This window comes from Steroidobacter sp. (assembly GCF_036402275.1).
Lineage (GTDB): Bacteria > Pseudomonadota > Gammaproteobacteria > Steroidobacterales > Steroidobacteraceae > Steroidobacter.
Genome location: NZ_DASWTF010000037.1, coordinates 143,539 through 161,215, shown reverse-complemented (window position 1 = coordinate 161,215; position 17,677 = coordinate 143,539). Strand labels below are relative to the sequence as shown.

At 62.4% G+C, this 17,677-nt stretch carries 14 protein-coding genes; 5 read left to right on the top strand and 9 right to left on the bottom strand.

Going from position 1 to position 17,677, the window contains the following annotated elements; translation table 11 throughout:
* Positions 1-17: 17 nt before the first annotated feature.
* The 3 genes from VGD45_RS24200 to VGD45_RS24190 are packed head-to-tail and all read left to right on the top strand — an operon-like array spanning position 18 to position 3,299.
* A complete protein-coding gene (locus VGD45_RS24200; protein ID WP_414717606.1) occupies positions 18-1,352 on the top strand; it encodes a CpaF family protein in 1,335 nt (444 codons plus the stop codon).
* Between the two features lie 4 nt (positions 1,353-1,356).
* Positions 1,357-2,331 carry a type II secretion system F family protein gene (locus VGD45_RS24195; RefSeq protein WP_331157940.1) on the top strand — a complete coding sequence of 325 codons (975 nt, stop codon included), beginning with the start codon at positions 1,357-1,359 and terminating at the stop codon, positions 2,329-2,331.
* 8 nt (positions 2,332-2,339) lie between these two features.
* Positions 2,340-3,299, top strand: a complete 960-nt coding sequence (locus VGD45_RS24190; protein ID WP_331157939.1) for a type II secretion system F family protein — start codon at positions 2,340-2,342, stop codon at positions 3,297-3,299.
* Here the strand turns inward: VGD45_RS24190 and VGD45_RS24185 are convergent.
* Genes VGD45_RS24185 through VGD45_RS24175 form a run of 3 tightly spaced genes read right to left on the bottom strand, consistent with a single transcriptional unit; the run spans position 3,296 to position 5,460 of the window.
* Positions 3,296-4,105, bottom strand: coding sequence for a 4'-phosphopantetheinyl transferase family protein (locus VGD45_RS24185; RefSeq protein ID WP_331157938.1), 810 nt, complete (start codon positions 4,103-4,105; stop codon positions 3,296-3,298). The two genes, VGD45_RS24190 and VGD45_RS24185, sit on opposite strands and share 4 nt — an antisense overlap.
* Positions 4,102-4,878 (bottom strand): metallophosphoesterase family protein, encoded by a 777-nt coding sequence (locus VGD45_RS24180; RefSeq protein WP_331157937.1) that lies wholly within the window; start codon positions 4,876-4,878, stop codon positions 4,102-4,104. The genes VGD45_RS24185 and VGD45_RS24180 overlap by 4 nt, the downstream gene beginning before the upstream one ends.
* Positions 4,879-4,908: 30 nt before the next feature.
* The gene (locus tag VGD45_RS24175) at positions 4,909-5,460 is read right to left on the bottom strand and encodes an SRPBCC family protein (RefSeq protein ID WP_331157936.1); all 552 of its coding nucleotides are present in this window, start codon (positions 5,458-5,460) and stop codon (positions 4,909-4,911) included.
* Between the two features lie 108 nt (positions 5,461-5,568).
* On the opposite strand from VGD45_RS24175, the gene VGD45_RS24170 reads away from it, so the two are divergent.
* Positions 5,569-6,321 carry a FadR/GntR family transcriptional regulator gene (locus VGD45_RS24170; protein ID WP_331157935.1) on the top strand — a complete coding sequence of 251 codons (753 nt, stop codon included), beginning with the start codon at positions 5,569-5,571 and terminating at the stop codon, positions 6,319-6,321.
* Between the two features lie 63 nt (positions 6,322-6,384).
* On the opposite strand, the gene VGD45_RS24165 is transcribed toward VGD45_RS24170, so the two are convergent.
* The 6 genes from VGD45_RS24165 to VGD45_RS24140 all read right to left on the bottom strand — a co-directional run bounded on the left by VGD45_RS24165 (position 6,385) and on the right by VGD45_RS24140 (position 16,514).
* Entirely contained in the window at positions 6,385-9,072 is a 2,688-nt protein-coding gene (locus VGD45_RS24165) for a TonB-dependent receptor (RefSeq protein WP_331157934.1), read from the bottom strand.
* A gap of 40 nt (positions 9,073-9,112) precedes the next feature.
* Complete coding sequence (locus VGD45_RS24160; RefSeq protein ID WP_331157933.1) at positions 9,113-11,197, bottom strand: family 16 glycoside hydrolase; 2,085 nt, start codon at positions 11,195-11,197, stop codon at positions 9,113-9,115.
* A 255-nt stretch (positions 11,198-11,452) separates the two neighbouring features.
* Positions 11,453-12,592 (bottom strand): endo-1,4-beta-xylanase, encoded by a 1,140-nt coding sequence (locus tag VGD45_RS24155; protein WP_331157932.1) that lies wholly within the window; start codon positions 12,590-12,592, stop codon positions 11,453-11,455.
* 33 nt (positions 12,593-12,625) lie between these two features.
* The gene (locus VGD45_RS24150; RefSeq protein WP_331157931.1) at positions 12,626-13,738 is read right to left on the bottom strand and encodes an aldose epimerase family protein; all 1,113 of its coding nucleotides are present in this window, start codon (positions 13,736-13,738) and stop codon (positions 12,626-12,628) included.
* A 96-nt stretch (positions 13,739-13,834) separates the two neighbouring features.
* Positions 13,835-14,704, bottom strand: a complete 870-nt coding sequence (locus tag VGD45_RS24145) for an SMP-30/gluconolactonase/LRE family protein (RefSeq protein ID WP_331157930.1) — start codon at positions 14,702-14,704, stop codon at positions 13,835-13,837.
* Positions 14,705-14,714: 10 nt separating this feature from the next.
* Positions 14,715-16,514, bottom strand: a complete 1,800-nt coding sequence (locus VGD45_RS24140; RefSeq protein WP_331157929.1) for an IlvD/Edd family dehydratase — start codon at positions 16,512-16,514, stop codon at positions 14,715-14,717.
* Between the two features lie 198 nt (positions 16,515-16,712).
* Between VGD45_RS24140 and VGD45_RS24135 the strand changes: the two genes are divergently transcribed.
* Positions 16,713-17,645, top strand: a complete 933-nt coding sequence (locus VGD45_RS24135) for a Gfo/Idh/MocA family oxidoreductase (protein ID WP_331157928.1) — start codon at positions 16,713-16,715, stop codon at positions 17,643-17,645.
* Positions 17,646-17,677: the final 32 nt, after the last annotated feature.

The window sequence follows — 17,677 nt, the reverse complement described above, 5'->3', positions numbered from 1 at the left end:
CCAAACGCTCTGACGTCATGACCGCAGAAGGCGCCGACGCGGCGGACGATCGCATGCGGCAGCTCTCGCCCGCCGAGCGCGAGTGGAAAGAAACCACTTATCAGCGCTTGCTGAAGGTCCTCGATCTGTCCCTGCTGGCTGGCGCCGACGACAAGGACGCGAGACGGCAGATTCGCGAGGTATGTGAAAACCTCATTGCTGAAGAACGCGCGCCGCTCAGCATCGCTTCACGACAGCGAATCATCCGTCGCATCGAAGATGAAGTGCTCGGACTTGGGCCGCTGGAACCGTTGCTCGCTGACAAGACGGTCTCAGATATTCTGGTCAATGGCGCGCGGCAGGTGTACGTGGAACGGCGCGGCAAGCTGGAGCTTACCAACATCGCCTTCAGCAACGACGCGCATCTGATGAACATCATCGACCGCATTGTGTCCGCGGTCGGTCGTCGCGTCGACGAATCCTCTCCCATGGTGGATGCGCGACTAAAGGATGGTTCGCGTGTCAACGCGATCATTCCGCCGCTCGCGCTCGATGGCCCCGTACTGTCGATCCGGCGCTTCGCCGTCGAACTGCTCACAGTCGACGACCTGATTCGGCTCGGCAGTCTCACATCGGCACTGTCTCAGGTGATGAGCGCCATCGTGAAGACCCGGCTCAACGTGGTGGTGTCCGGCGGCACCGGCGCAGGCAAGACCACGCTGTTGAATCTCATGTCGGGCTTCATTCCGGACACCGACCGCATCGTGACCATCGAGGACTCGGCCGAACTGCAACTGCAGCAGCCACACGTCGTGCGGCTCGAAACTCGACCACCCAACATCGAAGGCCGCGGCGCCATCACGCAGCGAGATCTGGTCCGGAACAGCTTGCGTATGCGGCCGGACCGTATCGTGCTGGGCGAAGTCCGTGGCGGTGAAGCGCTAGATATGTTGCAGGCGATGAACACCGGTCACGATGGATCGTTGACCACCATTCACGCCAACACACCTCGTGACGCGCTCGGCCGCATCGAGAACATGGTGTCGATGACCGGCATCAGCTTTCCCACTAAGGCATTGCGTTCGCAGATCGCCTCGGCCATCGACATCGTCATCCAGGTGGAGCGCATGGAAGATGGGCGGCGCCGCGTGGTCAGTTTGCAGGAGATCAATGGCATGGAGGGCGACACCATTACCTCGACGGAGCTGTTTGCGTTCGAGCGCCTCGGCGTGGACGCCAAGGGAAATGTGCTCGGTGAGTTGAAAGCCACTGGCATCGTCCCGGCCTTCCTGCGGGACGTTCATGCTCGAGGCATCGAACTGCCCATTGAGTTGTTCCGAACCGACGGCGGCTCGCCGTTGCTGCGGAGGTAACGTCATGCCCAACGGGATCTGGTTATTCGCATTGCTGGTGTTCTGCACGGTCGTGCTTTTGCTGCAGGGAACGGTGGTCCCGGTCTTCAGCGACTCGCGCAAGATGAGCAAGCGCATCCAGGAGCGTCTGCAGCGCCTGGCCGATGCGTCGGGCGGTCCGGAGTTCACATCGCTGCTGCGAGAAAAATATCTCCGGGATCTGACCGGTTTCGAGCGCACCCTCGAGTCGTTGCCCGGTATGGAACGGCTCGCACGCATTCTCGAACAGGCGGGTCGGCAGACTCCCGCATACCGGCTAGTCCTGATGTCGGTTGCCCTGTCCTTGGGAGCCGCGATGGCGGGCTGGATCATGTCTCGATGGTGGCCGGTCGCATTGGCAGGAGCACTGATCGGGCTGGTGCTGCCCTACTTCCAGGTACTGCGCGAACGGATGAAGCGGTTCGCGCGCTTCGAGGAACAGATGCCCGACGCGATCGACATGATTCAGCGCGCGCTCAAAGCAGGCCATCCCTTTGGCCATTGTCTCAAGCTGGTTGCCGAAGACATGCACGAGCCCATCTCCCGCGAATTCGAACTTACCTTCGCGGATCTGAGCTACGGCAACGATCCGCGGCGCGCTTTGTTTGGTTTGTTACAGCGCGTGCCCAGCGTCTCGGTCACTGCCTTGATCACCGCGGTGATCGTGCAGCGCGAGACCGGCGGCAATCTGGCCGAGAACCTGGCGAAGATCAGCAGCGTCATCCGCGGCCGGTTTCGTTTCCAACGTCGTGTCAAGACGTTATCCGCTGAGGGCCGCTTGTCTGGCTGGATTCTATCGCTGACGCCCATCGTCCTGTTCGGGATCATGTGGATGATGCACCCCGACTATGTGGCGAAACTCACCGATCATCCGCAGGGACCGACGCTCATCAGCGCCGCCATCGTGATGGGCTCGATCGGCATCCTCTGGATCCGCCGCCTGGTCCGCATTGAAATCTAGGAGCTCCCATGGACGCCGTGCTGATTACTTTGCAGGACTTCATCGGCGATAGCGACGCCGGCCTGATCATGATGCTCGCGGCTGGGGCCGCCTTCGCCCTGACCATGGGATTGACCGGATTCGTGTCCGGATTACTCGATCCGGTGCGTCGACGTCTCGGGCAACTCAGCTCCGACGCGAACGAGCGGCCGTCGACCTCGGCTGCCCTCGCTGAGAGTCTCAACAACATAGCCGCCCTAGTCACACCTCGCTCGGAGCGCGAGCGCCAGCGCGTGGAACGCTTGCTGATCCACGCTGGCTATCGCTCGGCGAATGCACGCAGCCTTTACTATGGAGTAAAAGCGCTGCTGGTCCTCGTTTTGCCGTTGCTAGTGCTGCTCGCTTCCCCACTGCTGCCCAAACTCTCGACCAATCAGTTGATGTTGTGTGCTGCTGGCGCTGGCTACCTTGGGTGGATCGCCAGTTCCATGTGGCTTGACCGGCAGGTGGCCAGTCGCCAGCGCGCGCTGCGCGCTGGATTCCCGGATGCGCTGGATCTGCTCGTGGTCTGCGTCGAATCGGGGTTAGGCCTGGCGCCCGCGTTACAACGCGTGGCCGAAGAACTGGCCGTGAGTCATCCGGCGCTGGCTGACGAACTCGGACTCGTCAACGCTGAAATGCGCGCCGGCGTCGAGCGCGGCGAAGCCTTGAAGAATCTATCCGAACGCACCGGACTGGAAGACATTCGAGGCATGACGGCGCTGCTCGTGCAGACGATGAGATTCGGCACCAGTATCGGCGAGGCCTTGCGCGTGTATTCCGAGGAGTTCCGAGACAAACGCACGCAAGCGGCCGAGGAAAAAGCAGCCATGATCGGCACAAAGATGATTTTCCCGCTGGTGCTGTTCTTGTTTCCTTCGTTCTTCCTGGTCACTATCGGCCCGGCTGTCATCGGATTAGTCGAGGTGTTTTCCAAGATTGCGCATTAGCGCGATGCTTCGGAGGTCTTCAACAGCTCCGGTTGCACCACCTCCTCCCCCGCCAGCGGCACCACCCTCCTAAGCGTCAGCGAAGGCTCCCCGCCTTCGCGACGCTCCGCGCACACCGCAAGCAAATGCTCCTTCGTCGGCCGATACTGCCAAAACCCCCACCGACTCGCCTCATCCCCCAGCTCCGGCTGAATCGCGATGTGCACAGCCCGCTCATGCGGATAATGAAAGCTGAACTGCCCTAACGGAATCGATAACCCCATCCCTCGCGCCTTGATATACGACTCCTTGAACGTCCAGTACTCGAAGAACCGGTCCTGCTGGCGCTCCTTGGGAACCGTCGCCAGCTCCGCCACCTCCGGCGCGGCAAAGAATCGATCGGCGATATCCAGCGATACCTCCCGCGTTTGAACGTTCTCGACATCCACGCCCAACTCCCGCTGATGGGTAACGCCAAGCGCGATCAATCCACGCGTGTGTGAAATGTTGAAGCGCAGCCCGCATTCGGCGCTGCTGAAATTCGCGATCTCCGGCCGGCCATAGCTGTTATTCGAAAACCGCCAGGCCCGAGGATCCACCGCAGGGAGATATCGCGAGAGCACGGTGCGAACCATCGCGCGCGTCACCAGATACCGCCGTTGATCATCCGGGAAATAGAACCGGAACTCCTTACCGCGCTCTTCTTCGGTCAAGAGCGCCCGATAGGCAGCGTGCAAGCCTGGATCGGAGATCTCATTGTAATAAGCCAGCCACACGTCGATGTGCCGATCGCTGGCCGTCAACGTATTTCCTGGGGGCTGTGTCATAGCTGATCGATGCAGAGCAGCCCGCGGGCGGCGATGCGCTCCTCTCCTGGGTAGCCGAAGGCGTTGTTGATGTACGTTACACCGTCCAGCTCGATGCGGCGATTGATATGGCTGTGGCCATATACATGCATGCTCGATCCAAGCTCGCGCAGCTGCCGTTCCAATCTCGTGCTGCCGAGCACAGGATCCAACAGCCGATGACGGCTCGATACATAGCTCGGCAGCAGGTCGATACGAGGCAAGAAGTGAGAGAAGGTGACGATGCGAGTCGCGCCTTGCACAGAGATTGAGCTATTGAGCTTGGTGAAGTGCGCAGACACGTCATCTGGTTGGAATCCCGACGGCCACCGGCACGCGTGGAAGTCCATCCACATGTGGTACAGATCTTCGCTCGGTGCGCCGAATGAGTAATCGTACCAGCCGAGCAAAGGCACGATCAGAACGTCGCCATGCGAATATGGCTGCATGCAAATGCCGCTCTGCTCCGCCACGGCGACCACGTCGGCGAATTTATCCAACGACGTGCGCTCCGGCGCCTCGCCCATCACCCAAAGCTCGTGATTGCCCGGCACGAACAAAACTTTGGCGAAGCGCGTGGCAAACGCGCTCAGACAGGAGGCGAGCTCCGGCACCTTGTGAGTAATGTCACCGGCCAGGATCAGAATATCGTCCCGATAATCCGCTCGCGACAGATCCCGCACCCAGCGCGCGTTCACGTCGTAATCGACGTGAACATCGGACAGCGCGAACAGCCGTGCTGGGCGATCTGACATGCTGCCCATTATGTCCCAGCGGCAGCGGCGTCACTCGCAATACTGCGCCAGATTCTCCAACGACGACGCCAGGCCGACCTGGTGATCTTCCGGTCGGATCCCGGAAGGCACGTTTTCACAGCGGACCATGACGTGCGTCCCTCCCGACACCGGCGTGAACGCCCAGGTGATTTTCATCTCGCCCGCGAACGCCGGGTCGTCGGAGTCGAATTGGACTACCTGCGCGATGAGCTTGTCCTGGATGAGCTCGACGAATCGTCCGGCGACGGTATCGGAGTGCTCCGTCGTCTTGCCCTCCGCCGCGTGCCCTGGCTGCTCGTAGGTCAGCACCATTCGATAAGTGCCGCCGACGCGCGGGTCGAATTCCTCGATGCGCCCTTTCATTCCTTTCGGCGGCAGCCACGACATCAACGCCTGCGGGTCCAGGTGGGCGCGATACAGAGCGGCGGGTGAAGCAGCGATGATTCTGGACGCCGCGTCGACTCTGCTGTTGCTGCGTTCGCCGGCGAGGTCGAACTCATGCATGGAACAGGCGGGTGAGCTGTACTCATGCGGCTCGTCGTCATTCCCGTGCGATGTCATGGTCGCCTCCGCCTGTAGGGATCCGCCGTCGCCACATATGTAAGCATAGGCTCGTGGATGTGGTAATGTTCATTTATATGACGAATTAAGGGAAGCCAAGTCGTCGCCGTGATCGATAACAACCCTTCCGAACTGCGGCTCAACCTGGGCCGGAACCTCACGCATGGCCTGCTCGATGCACTCGGCCGCGCCATTGTCACTGGCCGTTATGACGACGGCCCCTTCCCCACCGAAGCAGAGCTCGCCAAACAACACGGCGTGAGCCGTTCGGTGACGCGCGAAGCGGTGAAGATGCTGACGGCGAAAGGCCTGGTGAGCGCCCGCCCGCGCCAGGGAACCATCGTGCAGCCACGCTCGTCGTGGAATCTGTTCGATACCGACGTGCTGCGCTGGCTGCTGAATCGCAAGTTCTCGCTGGATCTGCTCCGACAATTCAACGAGCTGCGCATCGCCATCGAGCCCGAAGCCGCCGCGCTCGCGGCCGTGCTCGCCGACGAGAGCGAGCTTGCCGCCATCAAAGCCGGTCTGGAACGAATGAGGGCGGCGGAGCGCGGCGCCGATCACATCCTCGAAGCCGATATCGCCTTTCACGTGGCGGTATTGAAAGGCTCGAAAAATCCCTTCTATGCCCAGTTTCAGGACGTGGTGGCGACGGCGCTGCGCAGCTCCATCCAGTTCACCAACCGTATCAAGGGACATTCCGCCAGCATTCCGGACCATGCCGCGGTCGAGCAGGCAATCGTGAAGCGGCAGCCGGAGAAGGCGCGCGCTGCGATGAAGAAGCTCGTCAGCGACGTGCTGGAGCTGATCGATACCTCCCAATCGGAACCGAAGGCCGCGACCAAGGCGAAGCGCAAATAGCTTCGCCTCGATCCAGCCCTTGAAGAAAGCGGCGAACGTCCTGTCCGCCGCCGTCGCGCCTTCTTAGAATCTCGCTCGCAAGCTCACGCCGAACGTGCGCTCGTCGTCGCGCACGTCATGCGGGAACGCTTCCGTCCCGAAGTAGCTGTAGTACTTCGCTTGAGTGAGGTTGGTGCCGTCGACGCTCACCGTCAGGTTCTCGGTGAGGTCGTAGCCCAGCGAGAAGTCCAGGCGGCCGTTGTCACGCACGCCGTTGAACTGCGGGCCGCTCCCGACCGGCGACAGCAAACCAGCGAGCAGAGTCTCGGTGTACTCGGAGCGGTGCGTGTAGATCAGACGGCCGGTGATGCCGGACTGTTCGTAGAGCAGGCCGAGGTTGTAGCTGTACTTCGACACGCCCTGCAGTTCCCTGCCCTCCAGCACGTCGCCAGCGGTGGTGACTTCGCTGTCCGCCAGCGTGAAGTTCGCCATCGCGCCGAAGCCGCTCCAGAAGCCAGGCAGGAAATCGAAGAACGTCTGTCCCGCGATCTCGATGCCCTGCAGCTCCGCACTGCCCACGTTACGCGGACGGGTGATGTTGTAAGTGATGCCGTCGATGGTCTCCGGCTCGATCGCGTCGATGATCCGATCCTGGATGTCGCGATAGTAGAGACCCGCCGACACGTAACTGCTACGCGCGAAGTAGTACTCGAGCGTGAGATCGAACGCCTCGGACTTCTGCGGTTTCAGATCGGGATTGCCGCCAAAGCCGTTGGGACGAATGTTGGCGTTGATCGGCACCTCGTAAGTGAGGCCAGGGTTGAGGTCCTCGAACGCCGGTCGCGCCAGAGTGCGAGCCGCCGTGAAGCGCAGCTGCAGATCGGGCGTGATGCGCAGACGCGCGCTGAAGTTCGGCAGGAAGTCCGTATCGCTCACGTCGGTGGTCACCGGCGTCTGCACCTGATTGACCAGGCCCGTGCCTGACAGCTCGCGGTCGGTCTTGGTCAGGCGACCGCCCAGCAAACCGTCGAGCGACATACCGTTCGCGAAATCGAACTGATACTTGCCCTGCAGATAACCGGCGTAGGTCTTCTCGTTCGCGTCGTAGTTACGAGTCGGCGTGAACGCCGGATCGCCGGCCGGGGCGCCATAGATCGCGCGCAGCGTGTCGGTCTGATCCAGCAGGAAATCGCGGTTCGGCGTCAGCCAGCGTTGGCCGCCGTTGATATAAGAGATGCTCGAGCGTGAGTTCACCAGGAAGTTATCGGGCAGGTCCACCGAGCTCACCAACGTGGCGCGATTGCCGCCAGGCGCGCCGGGGCCGCCGGAGAACGCACGATACTCCGAGTCGCGATCGGCGTAGCGGACGCCGAACTGGATCTGGCTCAGCCAACCGCCCAGATCGTAGGCGCCGTTGCCGGCGAACGCGAGCTGCGTGCCGACCGCGTCGTTGAGATCCTGGAACAGGCTGTTGGCGAACAGGAAGCCGTCAGCCACGCCGAGCGGATTGCCGACCATGTTGGTCGTGCCGTGCTTGCCGGCGTCGACCGTGACGTCGACCGCGCTGGCCTGCTTGCCGATATCGACGATGATGATGCGATTCTCGGTGTGCGAGCGCTGATAGGAAACATCGCCGTCCAGGTGCCAGGAACCCGAGTTCCAGCGCAGGCCGGTGGCGAACAGATATTGATCGGTGCCACTGTCCCGCGCCTGCGTGCTGGTCATGACCGGCACGTTGTTGAAGCGCGCTGAATCGGCAATACACAGACTCTGACGATTGGTGCCGCCGCCGAAACCGGCGGGGTTCACGTCGTAGGCGCCACAGCGATCGGTCGCGCTGACGTTGGTGACGTTCTGCGCGGCGAAGATATCCGAGAAGATGAAGTCCGATTCCCAGCGCGACTCGTATTCGGTGTAGATGCCGTCTGCGTACACCTCCAGCTCATCCGTCGGCCGCCACTGGAAGGCTGCGTTGACCTGCGGACGCTGATAGTCGCCGTACTGGTTCAAGCCACCGACGCACGTCGGCAGCACGACGCCAGCCGCGCCCGGCGGTCCGTTGGTGCCCGAGCGCGGGTCGCAATTGAACGAGATCGGGCGATCGAAGTTGATGTCCGAGTAGGAAACGTTCAACAGCGCACCCATTTCGCCGTCGCCCGCCTGCCAGCGATTGCTGATCAGGCCGCCGATGGTGCCGCTGAACTTATCGACGTTGTCGCCATAGATGCCGCGCGTGTTGAGCGCGCCGCTCAGACCCGGCTCGAAGTCGAACGGCTTGTGCAGGCGCAGATTGATCACGCCCGCCACGCCGCCTTCGATCAGGTTGGCGGTGTTGGACTTGAAAACATCCGCACCGGCCAGCGCCTCGGCCGGCAGATCCTGGAACGCGAAGCCGCGGCCCACGCCGGTGAAGATCTCGCGCCCGTCGAGGGTCGTGAGAATGTCCGGAATGCCGCGGATGATGGGATTGGCGATTTCGTTGTTGTCGTTGACTGTCACCTGCACGCCGGGCACGCGCTGCAGAGCGCCAGCGGTGGTGTTGTCAGGAAACTTGCCGATGTCGTCGGCGACGATGGAATCCACCACCAGGTCGGAATCCTTTTTGATCGCGGCGGCCGCCTCGAGGCTCGCACGCAGACCCACTACGACGACTTCTTCGAGTTGCCCGCTCGAGTCGGTCGGTGGCGGCGAGGTCGACTGGGCGTAAACCGCCGACGTCGACCCCAGCGCCAGCGCTGCCGACCAGCGCAGTATGCTGTTTACAGTTTTCATCACTCTGCCCCCGATGACGAAGATGCGCGCTCGTCGGCGACTACTTTGTCGCCGTCACAAGATCGAACGACGCGTTGGTGAAATGTGCGCGCACGCCCACGGCCCCCGAGCTCCAGGTGCCATCCGTGACGTGGATCTTGGGATTACTCATGTCGCCGACATACACACGAATGTCGCTACCCATGGCCACCACCTTCAGGCGGTACCAGGTATTGGCAGCGATCGACAGCGGCGCCGAAGCGAGCTGGGTCCAGGCGCCGTTCATGCGTCCCAGAATCAGCGTGTCGCCGCTCTCATTGATCCCAGCGTAATAACCATTCATCGCGTCCGCGCCGGCGCCGAGACTGGTGGCGCGGAAAATCAGGCCAGCGTCGCCGCCACCGGATGCGATTCGAACATCGGCCTCTGCTGTGAAATTGCTGGCGGGCGTGACCCACGAGCTCTTGCCCGTGCCGCTGGCATTGTTCAGGTTATAGACGCCGCCCGCGAAGCTGACGCCGCCGCCATAGCGCGTCCAGCCGGTGTCGTTGCCGTCCTGGAAGTCATCGACACTGGTGGAGCGCGTGAAAGTCACATTGTCGAATTGCGCATTCGTGAAATGGCTGCGCACGCCGATCTGTCCCCGACCGAACGAGCTATCGGTGGCGGTGATCTTCGGAGTCACCATGTCACCGACGTAAACGGCCAACGCGGGACCGTCGAAGGTCACTTTGACGTGATGCCAGGCGTTCAGCGGCACTGCCATGGCGGCACTGCCGAGCGTGGTCCAGTTGTTGGCCTGCCTGCCGAGAATGACGTTGCCGACGCTGTCCAGGCCGACGTAATAACCGAAAGCCTCATCCGCGCCATAACCGCCGTTCGTGGTACGGAACATCAGTCCCGCGTTGCCGGCGGTCGACAGATACACATCGCCTTCCAGCGTGCCGCTGGTCCACGCTTCGTCGCCGGCCAGGGCCTTGCTGCTGTTATTGCCGTTGCCCGGCGCGTTGTTGATCAGATAGCGGCCGCCGGAGAACGAGAAGTTGTCGCCATAGCGCGCCCACCCGGCGTCATTGCCGTCGTCGAAGTTGTCGGAAAAATTGCTGGAGTTGTTGGTGGGCGCCGCCAGCGTGCCGAACTTGATCTGGATCGCCGCGCCCGCCGTGAGGTTCATCACGGCGATTTCATTGGCGCCGGTCTGATAGATCGCGGGCCACGAATGACTGAAGCCGATGGGCCACGCAGCCGGATCGTTTTTCATCCAGGCCGCGCCATAATCGTTGCTGTAGGAGACTTCGTTCTGGCACGAAGTGACGATCAGACGTCCGTCCGTGGCAGAGAGGACGTAGGGACCGCAGCGCTGATAACGAATGCCGGTGCCCAGTCCACTCGGCCAAGTGGTGCCGTTGCCGGAAATGGAATAAGACACTTCGCAGTTCGGGCCGAGCCCGCAAATCTCGAACACCAGAATGTAGCGGCCGTCGCCCATGCGCGTCATTACCGGCATCCCCGGACGGGCGTTGCCGCCGCCGCTCTCGGAAACCGCCCACGTCTCGCTGCCCCAGCTCGCACCGTTGTCCGTGGAAATCTTTTGCGAAATGACCTGACTGTAGGCCGGCGAGCTGCCCGCGTACTTTTCGTTTGCATACAGCACCGACAGCGAGCCGTTCGGCAGCAGGTTGAACACCGGCTCCCACAAGCCGCGGTTGGTAAGGCCGCCCGGATTTTCGTTGGCGTCGATCAGGCTCAGGTAGCTGAAGCTCGCGCCGTTGTCGGTGCTCCGATGCACGGTGAGGCGATAGGACTGTGCGTTGATGATGGAGCGCATCGTCAGCAGCACCGTGCCGTTGGGAAGTTGAAACAAATGACCGTTGTCGATGTTGCGCCCAGCCTCCGCGACGGTCGTCACGACCGACCACGTGCGAGCGTTATCGGTGCTGCGCGCGATCTCCAGGACAGTAGGCTGTCCGGCCGGAAATAACGTGTAGACCGCGAGCCAATCGCCATTCGCGAGTTTGGTCATGCGGCCCCAGCCGGCATTGCCCGCCTTGACCGTCGAGGTCGTCGTCCAGGTCAGCGGGCCGGCCGGGCTAGCCCAGCTAGCCGCCGTTGCCAGCATTGCGATCGCAACGAACGCAAGCCACATCGAGCATCGAATTGTTCGTTGGCGAGTCAGCGGGCGCGTGCGAGCGTCGGGTTGTCGGTCGCCACTCACTATTCCGTGCAAGTTCATCGGCTGGTCCCCCGTGCATGTTGGCGCCAGGGAGTCGTTCCCATGGCACGCGGTGTTTTACGCCTCTCGAATAAATCACAAGGCTAGAAGTCCTACAAGTATTATTTGTCTTATAAATCGGGTGACGAAGCCGATCCGTGGCCTCGTCACCTCGCTCCAACTTATGTGTTAAGTGCCGGTCTTTTCTCGCGGCTCGCTGGTGAGCTTCTTGATCAGATCGGTCTCGGCCGCACGGTACGGAGTGCCGTCGGCGCGGAAGATGTCGTGGAACCAGATGGTCGGCTCTTCCAGCGTGTAGGGCTTCTTCCAGGAATCCCACGGCATGCGGGTCTGCGACTTACCGTCGACGAAGCCCCAATTGATCATGCCGACGTTGTAGCGCTTGCCCAGCGGCAGCGAGTTGTCGAAGGTCGAGCCGTTGCCGCGCGCCATGTATTCAGTGCAGATCAGCGGACGGCCATAGGCCTGCAACTGCTTCACGCGACGCTCGAATACTTCCGGCCAGCTGTAGTCGTGGAACGTGATCACGTCGGACTGGGTGATCTGGATCTTTTCGATCGCGTTCAACTTGTCCAGCGACGACCAGTCGTCGTGGTGCCACACGCCGCTCGTCAGCGGCTGCGTCGGGTTCTGAGAGCGCGCCCAGTCGAACACCTGCGGCAGCAGCTTCTCGACGTAGCCCTGCTTGCCCTGATGTTTCTTGTAGTTGCCGCCGCCGTCGTTGTCGGGCTCGTTCCACACGTCCCACGCGAGGACGCGCGGATCTTTGGCGAAGGCGCCCACGACGCCCTTCACGTATTCCTGCAGCTTCGGATAACCGGAGGCGTCTTCGAGACGCGCACGGCCCGGCGCCTGCACCCAGCCCGAGTTGTGCACGCCCGGAATCGGCGGACGCTGCGGCCCCAGCTTCGGCTCCGGATCCCAGCAGCTGTCGAACAGCACGAGCATCGGCTTGATGTTGTGCTTGGCCGCGATGCTCAGAAACTGATCGAGGCGCTGCTTGAAGCCTTTCGCATCCTGCTCCCACAGCAGGTTGTGCAGGTACACGCGCATGGTGTTCATGCCGAGCGAGCGGGCCCAGCCCAGCTCCTTGTCGATGGCGGCGGCGTCGAACGTATCGGCCTGAAACATTTCCAGCTGATTGATGGCGCTGGCGGGCAAGTAATTCGAGCCGACCAGCCACGGCTGGCGGTTGTACCACTCGTGCGCCTTTTCTGCGCTCCAGCGCTCGGCGGCCATCGCTGGCGACAGCAGTACCAGCGCAACCTGTAGCAAGATGGCGGCGGCTAGGGATTTGGTTCTGGTCATGAAGATCTCCTGCAACTGACGGTTGCGCACGCCTCAGCGCGCACGCGCTCCGCTAACAAACAACCGGTAAACAATCACGTTCCGATAAGTCGCGCCGGGATCGAGGCGCGCCGAGCCGAGCTGCGGCTGATTCGGCGCGTCCGGCGATACCTGCGGCTCGAGCACCAGGGCGTCGCCCTGCCGATAGGCCCGGCCAGATTTACCGACGACTGTGCCATCCAGAAAATTACCTGAGTAGAACTGCACCGCCGGCTGGTTGGAGAGCAGTTCGAAGCCACGACCGCTGGTGGGCTCCTCCACTTTCGCCATCAAGCGCGGCTCTTTGGCCACGTCGCGCGCGATCACGAAGTTGTGGTCGTAACCCTTGCCGAACACGATCTGCGGATCACGGGCCTCCCGCACGCGCGCGCCAATCGCAGTCGCCTTTCGGAAATCGAACACGGTATTCGCGACCGGCTGCAACTTGCCCGTCGGAATCAGCACGTCGTTCACCGGTGTGTAGCTTTCCGCCGGAATGGTCAGCACATGTCCCATGGCTCCGGCCGGCGCGCCCTCGCCCGCCAGATTCCAATACGCATGATTGGTGATGTTGGCGATCGTCGGCTTATCGGTCGTCGCCGTGTACTCGATGCGCAATTCGTTGGACTCATTCAGCGAATACGTTGCGAACACGGTGAGCGTGCCGGGATAGCCCTGATCGCCGTCGGGGCTCACGTAGCGAAGACGCACGGACGCGGTATCGCCGCGCTCGACTTTCACGACTTCCCAAAGAACTTTGTCGAAGCCACGCTCACCACCGTGCAACGCTTGGCCGTTGTTATTGCGTGGAGTCTGGTAGCTCTTGCCATCCAGTGTGAAACGCCCGTCCGCCAGGCGATTGGCGAAGCGTCCCACGGTCGAACCGAAGTACTCCGGCTTCTTCAGATAACCATCGAGCGAGGAGTAGCCCAACGCCACGTCGGCAAGCTTGCCATCGCGATCCGGCATCACCAGCGACTGCAGCGCCGCGCCGTACGTCATCACTCCTGCCTTCACACCTTTGGCATTGCTCAGTGTGATGACCTCGACTGCCTTGCCGTCCGGCAGCTTGCCGAACGAGGCGCGCGCATAGTCGGCCGCGTGAGCGAGACCGCCAGCCAGCGACATGGCACAAACCAAACTCAACGACACGACCGACCGTGGCGTGACGTTTACTAACCTTCTCGACATCATTTTCCCCCGTGGAACATCCGACGTGTCTTGCTAGCCGCCGTAGCGGAATGGCGCCAACCCGCGCACGCCCGGATCGATTTCGAACAGACAACCGGCGTGCGGCTCGTTCGGCACGCCGTCGGCGGCCGAAGTCACAAACATTCGATCGAGCTCCGGCCCCGCGAACGCGCAGCTCGTGATCTGGGAAGCCGGCAACTGCACGCTGCGCTCCAGCTTGCCTTGCCGATCGAAACGACTCACGCGACTGCCGCCCCAGTGGGCCACCCAGAGCCCACCTTCGCTGTCCACCGTCATGCCGTCGGGATCGCCCCACCCCGGCGCGAACTCGATGAACACCTCGCGAGCCGACAGCGAGCCATCGTCTTGCATGCGAAATCGATAGATCACACGCGCGTGCGAGTCGGTGTGATACAGAAACTTTCCGTCGAGACTGAGGGCGGGGCCGTTGGCGACGGTGTAACCCTCGTCCACCAGCGTTACCTTGTGAGCGACATCGAGTCGATACAAGTTGCCCGTCGGCTGGTCGGCCTTGAATGGCATGGAGCCGGCCCAGATGCGCCCTCGGGCATCGGCCTTGGCGTCATTGAGACGATTGCTGGCCGGATGCGCCGGCGGCCGGCACAACAGACTCGCGCTGATTCCGCCGCCTTGTGCATCGAGGCTCAGCTCGAAGAAGCCACTTGCGAACCCGGCGATGAAGCCGCGCGCGTTGTCACGTTCGATCAACCAGCCGATCGGCTCCGGCATGGTCCAGCTGCTGACCTGCCGGTTGTGCAGCGACAACCGATGCACCTGGCGGCCGAGAATATCGACCCAGAACAGCGCCTGATCGCGCGAGGACCACAACGGGCCTTCGCCCAACTGGTCTCGCTGCGATCTTGCGACGATCTCGACCGCCATATCCTTTGCCCTAGTGGCTGTCGCGCAGATTGTCGACGGTCTGGGCGAGGCGCTGATACTTCACCGCCATCTCCAGCACCGCGCCGGTTTCGAACTGACCCGTGAGCGAGCGATGAATCTCCTGCCACGGCGTTTGTGAGTTCGGATAAGTCGGGCCCGCGGCCTCGACTTGCTTGCGGCGTTCGGCGAGCGTTGCGTCGTCGACCAGCACGCGCACTTCACGAGCACGCAGATCGATGCGCACGCGATCGCCTGTGCGCAGGAGCGCCAGACCGCCGCCCACCGCGGCTTCCGGCGAAGCATTGAGAATCGATGGGGAGCCGGACGTGCCCGATTGACGACCATCGCCGATACACGGCAGCGCGTCGACGCCAGCGCGAATCAGCGCAGCGGGCGGACGCATGTTCACGACCTCAGCGCCGCCCGGATAACCGATCGGGCCGGTACCGCGGATCACCAGGATCGAACGGTCGTCGATGCCGAGCGATGGATCATCGATGCGCGAGTGATAGTCCTCCGGACCATCGAACACCACGACCTTGCCCTCGAACGCCTCCGGATCTTTCGGATCCGACAAGTAGCGCTGCCGAAACTCCGGCGAGATGACGCTCGTCTTCATGATCGCGGAATCGAACAGGTTGCCCTTGAGCACCGTCAGACCCGCATTCGGCTTCAGCGGCCGCGCATAAGGACGAATGACGTCCTCGTCGAGGCTGCGAGCATTGGCGCAGTTCTCGCCGATCGTTTTGCCATTGACCGTCATTGCGTTCTCGGCGATCAGCCCTTCGCGCATCAACTGACCGACCACCGCGGGCACACCGCCGGCGCGATAGAAGTCCTCGCCCAGGTACTCGCCCGCCGGCTGCAGGTTCACCAGCAGCGGGACATCGCGGCCATGGCGTTCCCAATCATCCAGCGTGAGCTCGACGCCGACGTGACGCGCGATGGCATTGAGATGAATAGGCGCGTTGGTCGAGCCGCCGAGCGCGGAGTTCACGCGAATCGCGTTGAGGAAAGCGTCGCGGGTGAGAATGTCCGATGGCTTGCGATCCGCATTGACCAGATCGACGATGGTCAAGCCAGTGCGGTACGCGCATTCCTGGCGATCGCGATACGGAGCGGGAATCGCGGCCGATCCCGGCAACGACATGCCGAGCGCTTCGGTCAGCGAATTCATCGTGGTGGCCGTGCCCATGGTGTTGCAGAAGCCGGTGGACGGCGCTGCCGACGCGACCAGTCGCACGAAGCCGTGATAATCGATCTCGCCGGCAGCGAGCATGCTGCGCGCTTTCCACACGATGGTGCCCGAGCCGACGCGCTTGCCTTCATAGAAGCCGTTGAGCATCGGACCGACCGACAAGGCGATGGCCGGAAGATTCACGGTCGCCGCCGCCATCAGGCAGGCCGGCGTGGTCTTGTCGCAACCAATGGTCAGTACGACGCCGTCCAGGGGATACCCGAACAGCGTCTCGACCAGGCTCAGGTACGCCAGATTGCGATCCAGGCCCGCGGTCGGCCGCTTGCCGGTTTCCTGAATGGGATGCAGCGGAAATTCCAGCGGAATGCCGCCGGCTTCGCGGATGCCGGCCTTGACGCGCTCGGCGAGCACCAGGTGCTGGCGGTTGCAAGGCGCGAGGTCGCTGCCGGTCTGCGCGATGCCGATGATGGGCCGGTCGCTCTGCAACTCCTCCATGGACAGGCCGTAATTGAGGTACTTCTCGATATAGAGCGCGGTCATGTCCGGATTGGCCGGATTGTCGAACCACTCCCGCGAGCGCAATTTCCGCCGAGCTTCACCACGATCAGTCATGCAAGTCCCCTGTACCCGAAGCGTTCGCCCGGGCGGGGGCCCGGGGCTTGCGACCTCGCCTTGCTATTGGCGATGTCACGGTCTATAAAGCCTATATATCATATAAATCAGCTTTGCCGCGACGAAGATAGCCGCAAGCGTTGCCAAATGCCAGCGCCGCTGCCGGCCGGCTCAGCTACGAGGTGAGAGGACTTACAGGTGGGATCCACTGCGAAACGACTGGCGCTCGTGGGCGTAGGCAAGATCGCGCGCGATCAGCATTTGCCGGCGCTGGCCAAAAGCAATTCCTTCGAACTGGTCGCGGCCGTGAACCGCGACGGCCCGCTCCAGGACGTGTCCACCTTCGCGGACATACCCTCGATGCTGGCATCCGGCATTCAGGTGGATGCGGTCTCGCTCTGCACCCCGCCCTCCTGTCGCTATGACCTGGCCCGGGAGGCCATCGACGCCGGCCTGCACGTCATGCTGGAGAAGCCCCCAGCCGCGACGGTTACCGAAGTCCATGATCTGGAAGCTCGCGCGCGTCAGCGCGGGCGGACCCTTTTCACGACGTGGCATTCACGCGAGGCCAGCGGCGTCGAACCGGCGCGTGCGTGGCTCAGTGAGCGTGTCATCGAGAGCGTCAACATCACCTGGAAGGAAGACATCCGGGTATGGCATCCCGGTCAACACTGGATCCTGCAGTCCGGCGGCATGGGCGTGTTCGATCCGGGCATCAACGCGCTGTCCATCCTGACGCGCATCCTGCCCGGCCGCCTGACGTTACAATCGGCGTCGCTCGAATTTCCAAGCAACTGTCAGTCGCCCATCGCCGCCGAGATGGTGTTGTCGCACGCCGGAACGGCGCACGTGACTGCCTCGTTCGACTTCCTTTATACAGGCACGCCGTGCTGGAACATCGAAGTGCGCACCGACAAGGAAACGTTGCTGCTCGCCGAAGGCGGCCACCGCATGTATCTCGACGATACGCCGCACGTCGCTGGCATGGACCAGGAATATGCGCGGCTCTACCAGCGCTTCTCGGAGCTCATCGCGGCCGGCGCCTGTGACGTGGACTGCAAACCGTTGCAACTGGTCGAGGACGCGCTGATGCTCGGCCGTCGCCAGGAACGCGCCGCTTTCCATTTCTAGGCCCCCAGGCCAGCATAGCCCCTCACTTCCGG